Annotated in this window: 10 protein-coding genes; 8 read left to right on the top strand and 2 right to left on the bottom strand. The window is 33.7% G+C overall.

The features are described 5' to 3' along the window. Positions 1–254, bottom strand: a 254-nt coding sequence (locus tag ACK5ON_RS04570) for a carboxypeptidase-like regulatory domain-containing protein (protein ID WP_409820302.1), incomplete at its 3' end; no start/stop codon positions are given. 196 nt (positions 255–450) lie between these two features. Here ACK5ON_RS04570 and ACK5ON_RS04565 point away from each other — a divergent pair. Both ACK5ON_RS04565 and ACK5ON_RS04560 read left to right on the top strand, forming a co-directional pair. Continuing rightward, positions 451–1134: a response regulator transcription factor gene (locus tag ACK5ON_RS04565; RefSeq protein ID WP_396173552.1), complete on the top strand. Its 684-nt coding sequence runs from the start codon at positions 451–453 to the stop codon at positions 1132–1134. Then, the gene (locus tag ACK5ON_RS04560; protein ID WP_396173553.1) at positions 1135–2178 is read left to right on the top strand and encodes a sensor histidine kinase; all 1044 of its coding nucleotides are present in this window, start codon (positions 1135–1137) and stop codon (positions 2176–2178) included. It abuts the gene before it with no gap. Here ACK5ON_RS04560 and ACK5ON_RS04555 read toward each other — a convergent pair. Further along, positions 2152–3216, bottom strand: a complete 1065-nt coding sequence (locus ACK5ON_RS04555; RefSeq protein WP_409820298.1) for a glycosyltransferase — start codon at positions 3214–3216, stop codon at positions 2152–2154. The two genes, ACK5ON_RS04560 and ACK5ON_RS04555, sit on opposite strands and share 27 nt — an antisense overlap. An 86-nt stretch (positions 3217–3302) precedes the next feature. Here ACK5ON_RS04555 and trmB point away from each other — a divergent pair, with 86 nt between their 5' ends. From trmB to ACK5ON_RS04525, 6 genes are all read left to right on the top strand, one after another. After that, positions 3303–3977: a tRNA (guanosine(46)-N7)-methyltransferase TrmB gene (trmB, locus tag ACK5ON_RS04550; protein ID WP_396173557.1), complete on the top strand. Its 675-nt coding sequence runs from the start codon at positions 3303–3305 to the stop codon at positions 3975–3977. Continuing rightward, positions 3978–4604, top strand: coding sequence for a lysine transporter LysE (locus tag ACK5ON_RS04545; RefSeq protein ID WP_409820296.1), 627 nt, complete (start codon positions 3978–3980; stop codon positions 4602–4604). A gap of 3 nt (positions 4605–4607) precedes the next feature. Beyond that, positions 4608–4934, top strand: coding sequence for an MGMT family protein (locus ACK5ON_RS04540; protein WP_396173561.1), 327 nt, complete (start codon positions 4608–4610; stop codon positions 4932–4934). A gap of 149 nt (positions 4935–5083) precedes the next feature. Beyond that, positions 5084–6229 carry a P-loop NTPase gene (locus tag ACK5ON_RS04535; RefSeq protein WP_409820294.1) on the top strand — a complete coding sequence of 382 codons (1146 nt, stop codon included), beginning with the start codon at positions 5084–5086 and terminating at the stop codon, positions 6227–6229. A 105-nt stretch (positions 6230–6334) separates the two neighbouring features. Beyond that, complete coding sequence (locus ACK5ON_RS04530; RefSeq protein WP_396173564.1) at positions 6335–6574, top strand: NifU family protein; 240 nt, start codon at positions 6335–6337, stop codon at positions 6572–6574. 56 nt (positions 6575–6630) lie between these two features. Continuing rightward, positions 6631–7007, top strand: a 377-nt coding sequence (locus tag ACK5ON_RS04525) for an NAD(P)/FAD-dependent oxidoreductase (protein WP_409820292.1), incomplete at its 3' end; no start/stop codon positions are given.

Genomic DNA, 7007 nt, shown 5'->3' with positions numbered 1-7007 from the left:
ACTGGCACTTCAACATTTTCATAACCAATAAAACTAAATTCTATTTTGTAAACTCCAGGTTCAATTTTTAAAATATATTCTCCTTTTTCGTTAGTAGTTGTATTTATTGAAGTTCCTTTAATAGTGGCGTTTGCAAAAGGCAACGGTGCGTTGTTTGCTTCTTTATCTGTAATTATACCTTTGATAGTTCCTTTAGATTGACCAAATGAGAAAGAAATAATAAGTAAAGCAATAAAAGTTAATCTAATTGACATGTTTTTAAATTCTTTTAAATTTCGTTGCAAAGAAACTGCGGTAGTGTAAAGAGCGTGTTACTTCAATATTATCATTTTGTTTTTTAAGCGTTACCAAATTGTTAAGACATTAAATTATAGTTAACTACCGTTTTATTTTTTATAATCATTTTGTATTATCTTTACATTTACATCCACAGAAAAAAATGTGTCCGTTATGAAAAAAAAAGACATTAAGATTTTATTGGTTGATGATGAACAAGATATCCTAGAAATAGTAGGATATAATCTTTCCCAAGAAGGGTATCAAATCGTTACGGCTACCAATGGTAAAGAAGCCATTATAAAAGCCAAAAAAGAGTTGCCACATCTTATTATTATGGATGTAATGATGCCCGAAATGGATGGTATGGAAGCTTGTGAAGCTATTCGTAAACTACCCGAATTGAGTAATGTTCTCATAACTTTTTTAACCGCAAGAAGCGAGGATTATTCTCAAGTAGCCGGTTTTGATGCTGGTGCGGATGATTATATTACAAAACCAATCAAACCAAAATTATTAGTAAGTAAAGTAAAGGCATTACTTCGTCGATTAAAAAGTGATGAACACGCTTCAGAAACACTAAATGTTGGTGGAATTGAAGTCAATAGAGAAGAATATAAAATCATCAAAGAAGGTGTTGAAATTGTACTTCCTCGAAAAGAATTTGAATTGTTTTATTTATTAGCTTCCAAACCAGGCAAGGTTTTTAAACGAGAAGAAATCCTCGACAAAGTTTGGGGTAACGAAGTAATTGTTGGGGGAAGAACCATTGATGTCCACATAAGAAAATTACGCGAAAAAATAGGAGAAGATTTATTCAAAACCATTAAAGGCGTTGGCTATAAATTAGAAGTATAAATGGTAATAAAATTCAAAAAAACATATACTTTTGCGCTAATTTCAACTTTATACATTACCGTTTTTTCTTCAGGTTTTCTTTCGATTTTGTTGTGGGTTTTTCACGAGTTTTCAATGCCAATTATCCTTCTTTTTGCTCTTTCTATTGCTACTTTTTCTTTTTTTGTAATTCAATATCGTGTAGAGAGATTCATCTACAGAAGAGTAAAAAAAATCTATGATGATGTTTCCCTTCTAGAATCAACCTCTTTTAGAAATCAACCTATAACTACCGATATGGCAACCTTAACCAAACAAGTTAAAAAGTTTGCCACCGATAAAAAACTGGAAATAGAAACCCTAAAAGTGCGTGAGGAATACCGTAGAGAATTCCTTGGGAATGTTTCCCATGAGCTCAAAACGCCATTGTTTACAGTGCAAGGATATCTGGCTACTTTGCTTGATGGCGCTATTAATGATAAAAATGTGCGCAAGAAATACCTGGAACGTGCTGAAAAAGGAGTAGAGCGATTGATTTATATTGTTGAAGATTTAGATTTGATTTCCAAACTCGAAATGGGCGATGTTAATCTTGAAATGTCTCTATTTAATATTGTTGAATTGGTACAAAATGTTTTTGATTTATTGGAGATGAATGCCGATAAGAAAAACATCATTTTGATGTTTGACAGAAAATATACAAAGTCAATAAAAGTTTTTGCCGATAAAGAAAAAATTCAACAGGTTTTGACAAATCTAGTCATGAACTCCATAAAATATGGTAAAGAAAATGGCACCACTGAAGTAAGTATTGAAGATTTAGTTAACGACAAAATGATTGTTCGTATTAAAGATAATGGAGAAGGAATAGAAAAACATAATATTCCTAGACTTTTTGAACGTTTTTTCAGAGTTGACAAAAGTGGCGCAAGAAGCGGTGGAGGTTCAGGTCTTGGACTTTCCATCGTGAAACATATTATTGAAGCTCACGGCGAAAAAATTTATATTGAAAGTGAATTTGGAAAAGGTTCCGAATTTTCATTCACTCTTGAAAAGGATAAATAATTGTTTCCAATTATTTAACTTCTTCAATTTAGGCAACCCTTTGTATAATTCGATTTCCATGAGGTTTTCAATTCTAAATTCATCTTGTTTGGCAAAGGGTGTAATTCCATTTCTTTTGTATTTTTTAGCTAAATACTCTTGTTCAAATTGTCCTGGTGTTGGAATAAAAAATGCTTTTTTCTCCAATTTAGCTAAGTCCATAACACTTGAGTATCCTGATCGACACAAGACCATCTCACTTTCGTTAATAGAAGTTTCAATTTCATTTGAAGTCATAAAGTTGTAATAGGTAATATTCTTTATGACTTCTTTTTTTTGTTCGGATTCTAATTTTCCCTTAATAAAAATTACCTCACCCTTGTAATTTTGAAGTTTGGCAATTAGTTTTTCTTCCAGCATTGTTCGTTGAGGTTCTGGTCCAGAAATCATAACCATCAATTGGTATTTTATAGGCAATTCTTTTTTTTCCAATCGGCTTAATGGACCAATGTATTTTAACGTTAAAGAACTATCTTCTATATGACCTAATTTTCCAGTTAGATTAGGAATTTCTTGAAAGTCTGGAATCCAACATTCCGTAAATTTTTTGATATAATGTTGGTGTAGTTTACTCGAAATCCATGTTGTTTTACCCGATAAAACATTTAATTGATGTGTGATGAAAACACTTGGAATTTTTTTACTACGAACCCCCAAACGATTGTCAGAAATAATGCCTTTTAAGTCAAATGTTGTCACAAGATTTTTAACTAATTTCTTTTCTTCAAAAATAGCTTGAATCATCTTCGGACTATTTTTTATCAGTTTCCATTTAAAATTGGCGCCGTCTATGGCATATTCAATCTCATAAGAAGGTAATGCAACGGATTGTAAATAGGGAAATTCCTTTTGAAGTAATTCCAACGCAATACCATCTGAAGCAATAATTGGTGTAAACCCATTTTTCTCTAACTCCCGAATAATCGGAATGCAACGAGTGGCGTGGCCCAAACCCCAATTTAAAGGAGCAACTAGAATATTATTTGTAGAATTTTTCAAGAAGTGAAATTATTATTTTCAGATTGCAAATTTAAAAAGAATTTGTGTACTGTATATTTCCTTAATTTTACCAAAAAATTAAGTTTGTGGGAAGTAAGAATAAATTAAAACGATTTAAGGAAAACGAAACTTTTGAAAATGTTTTTCAACCAACAAGAGAAGAGGTTGTAAGAAGTGAATTTCCGTTGTTAGGAAAATGGAATACTAATTTTTTTAAAAATGATAATCCCATCATAGTTGAACTAGGTTGTGGAAAAGGCGAATATTCCGTCGGGTTAGCCCAACGTTATCCCAATAAAAATTTTGTTGGAATAGATATAAAAGGGGCGAGATTTTGGCGCGGGGCTAAAACTGCTGTTGAAAGCGGAATGCATAACGTGGCTTTCGTTCGAACCCAAATAGAATTGATTAATTTCATTTTTGCTCAAAACGAAGTAGATGAAATTTGGATAACGTTTCCCGATCCACAAATCAAATACAAACGTACCAAACACCGAATGACCAATTCGGAATTTTTGCAGTTGTACAAAAAAATACTAAAACCTGATGGTGTTGTCAACCTCAAAACCGATAGTGAATTTATGCATGGCTACACATTAGGATTGCTTCATGGTGAAGGTCACGAAGTCTTGTATGCCAATCATAATGTGTATAAAAATGAAGGCGCACCAAATGAGGTTACTCAAATCCAAACATTTTACGAAAACCAATATTTGGAAACTAACAAAGCAATTACGTATATTCGTTTCAAAATCAAATAGATGACTGTACTTCTTCCTTTTATATTGGGTTTTTGCATTTCATTTCTGGCAGCTTTCCTCCCAGGATTGATTAACATGACTGCGGCAAAAATTAGTTTACAAGAAGGAAAAAGTGGCGCCCTAAGTTTTGCTTTTGGTGCCGCAAGTATTATTTTATTTCAATCATTACTAGCGGTACTTTTTGCCCGTTTCATTAGCAGTCATTTAGAAATTGTTGCTATTATTCAAGAAATTGCAATTTTTATTTTTTTTGGATTAAGTGTTTATTTTTTTTGGATTGCAAAAAGGCCTAAGAAAATAAAAACAGACATCAAAGTTAAAGGCAAGTCCAATCGGTTCTTTTTTGGAATGCTAATAGCATCAATTAACTTATTGCCCATTCCTTTTTATGTTTTTACAAGCATTAGTTTGGCAGCATCAGGTTATTTTAGTTTTGATAAAATTCCCATCGCTGCATTTGTAACAGGAGTTGTTAGTGGCTCTTTTTTTATATTTTATCTTTACATAGTTGCTTTTAAAAGGATTGAAAAGAAAACAGAATTTTTATTCCATAATATCAACAACATCATTGGTTCGGTTACTACATTTATTGCTATTATTACTCTCTACAAACTTATTTATGGTTAGCATATGGAAGATAATTTCTTTGAAAGAGTTTATAGGATTGTCCGACAAATTCCCGAAGGAAAAGTAACTTCGTATGGTGCTATTGCTAAAGCATTAGGAACAGCACGTTCTGCTCGAATGGTTGGTTGGGCCATGAATGCTTCTCACAATACAGAAGATGTTCCTGCTCACCGAGTGGTAAATAGAATAGGAATGCTGTCAGGAAAACACCATTTTGGAGGAACCAATTTAATGCAACAATTATTAGAAAACGAAGGAATAGAAGTTGTAAACAACCAAATCGTCGATTTTGAGAAACACTTTTGGCAACCTGAAGTTAGTGGTCAGTAAGCAGTGGCAGTAAACAGTTACAAATAGTAATAATCAAATCAACAAAACTTTTCCCATTTCCCATTTCCCATTTAACTATTTTCAAACTATCTTTGCAATCTGTATTCAGTCTTAATAAAAGATTGTAACTTGTTATCAGAAAGCAAAAAATGAAATTAGACAGAAAAGAAATTCTTTCCGCATTGGAAACCATAACCATTGCCGGTGAAGGAAAAAATATGGTAGAAAGTGGTGCAGTTAAAAATGTACTCACTTTTGGCAACGAAGTAGTAGTGGATTTAGTCCTCACAACTCCAGCCATGCACATCAAAAAACGAGCAGAAGACGATATCAAAAAACTTATTCATTCCAACTTTTCGCCTGATATAGTGGTAAAAGTGAACATCAAAGTGGAAACTCCAGAGAAAGCAAATGAAATTAAAGGCAAAGCCATTCCAGGAATTAGTAATATTATTGCGGTTGCTTCAGGAAAAGGTGGCGTTGGTAAATCAACAGTAACAGCAAACTTAGCGGTTACCTTAGCAAAAATGGGTTTCAAAGTCGGTATCCTAGATGCCGATATTTATGGTCCATCCATGCCCATTATGTTTGATGTCGAAAATGAAAAGCCAATTTCTGTTGAAGTTAATGGCAAATCTAAAATGAAACCTGTTGTAAGTTATGAAATTAAAATTCTTTCTATCGGATTTTTTACAGCTCCAAGTCAAGCTGTAATTTGGCGTGGACCAATGGCTTCCAAAGCATTGAACCAAATGATTTTTGATGCTGATTGGGGTGAATTGGATTTTATGTTAATTGATTTACCACCAGGAACAGGCGATATCCATTTATCCATCATGCAATCGTTACCAATAACAGGTGCAGTTGTCGTTAGTACGCCACAAGCGGTAGCTTTGGCCGATGCTAAAAAAGGAGTTTCTATGTTTTTATCTGAAGCGATAAACGTTCCCGTTTTGGGAATTATAGAAAATATGGCATATTTCACTCCAGAAGTCCCGATAGCTATCGGGATGCCAAACAACAAATACTACATTTTCGGAAAAGAAGGCGCCAAAAACCTAGCCGAAGATTTACAAGTGCCGTTTTTAGGAGAAGTTCCCTTAGTACAAAGCATACGCGAAGCAGGAGATTACGGTCGCCCAGCAGCTTTGCAAACGGCATCGGTAATTGAAAAAGTATTTGAAGAAATTACTCGAAATGTGGTTCAAGAAACAGTAAAAAGAAATGAAACACTTGCTCCAACCGAAGCAATAAAAATAACAACTATGGCAGGATGCGCTGCTGTGAAAAAATAGTTTTCAGTTTTCAGTCTCAGTTAGCAATATAATAAACTCTCAAAACAGACAACCGAAAACTGAAAACTGTGACTGAAAACTGCGACTGAAAACTAAAATAAAGATATGACACACGAAGAATTAACTCTAAACATCGAAAAAGCATTGAGCGAAATCAGACCTTTTCTGAATTCAGACGGAGGTGACATTAGTTTGGTTTCTATAGAAGACGAAAAACATGTTAAAGTGCGTTTACAAGGCGCCTGCACATCCTGTAGTTTGAGCATGAGTACGATGAAAGCAGGAGTTGAAACAACTATAAAAAGATACGCTCCTCAAATCGAAACGGTTGAGAATATTGCCTAATTTTATGATTTAAGAACTTTTAAACTCTTAAATCCTAAACCTTTAAAATTTTCTGAATGATTGAAACAGATATACTAATAATCGGTGCCGGACCAACAGGACTTTTTACGGTTTTTGAAGCGGGATTGTTAAAATTAAAATGCCATATTATTGACGCTTTACCCCAACCTGGAGGACAATTAGCTGAATTGTATCCCAAAAAACCTATTTATGATATTCCGGGTTTGCCAGATATTTTAGCTGGAGAATTAGTCACTAATTTAATGGAACAAATCAAACAGTTTCAACCCGGTTTTACACTTTCTGAAACGGCTGAAACTATAGACAAGTTAGAGGACGGAACCTTTATAGTTACTACAAATAAAGGAACAAAACACCACGCCAAAGCCATTGCAATTGCCGGCGGATTGGGAACTTTTGAACCCAGAAAACC

This window comes from Flavobacterium sp., from assembly GCF_046317795.1.
Taxonomy (GTDB): Bacteria; Bacteroidota; Bacteroidia; order Flavobacteriales; family Flavobacteriaceae; genus Flavobacterium.
The sequence above is the reverse complement of the archived record's forward strand: the minus strand, read 5'-3'. Positions and strand labels throughout refer to the sequence as shown.

What these genes read in the sequence shown, in the direction of transcription:
- ACK5ON_RS04545 (WP_409820296.1), top strand. Translation starts at nt 3,978, where the DNA reads ATGACTGTACTTCTTCCTTTTATATTGGGTTTTTGCATTTCATTTCTG.
- ACK5ON_RS04560 (WP_396173553.1), top strand. Translation starts at nt 1,135, where the DNA reads ATGGTAATAAAATTCAAAAAAACATATACTTTTGCGCTAATTTCAACT.
- ACK5ON_RS04540 (WP_396173561.1), top strand. Translation starts at nt 4,608, where the DNA reads ATGGAAGATAATTTCTTTGAAAGAGTTTATAGGATTGTCCGACAAATT.
- ACK5ON_RS04530 (WP_396173564.1), top strand. Translation starts at nt 6,335, where the DNA reads ATGACACACGAAGAATTAACTCTAAACATCGAAAAAGCATTGAGCGAA.
- ACK5ON_RS04535 (WP_409820294.1), top strand. Translation starts at nt 5,084, where the DNA reads ATGAAATTAGACAGAAAAGAAATTCTTTCCGCATTGGAAACCATAACC.
- ACK5ON_RS04565 (WP_396173552.1), top strand. Translation starts at nt 451, where the DNA reads ATGAAAAAAAAAGACATTAAGATTTTATTGGTTGATGATGAACAAGAT.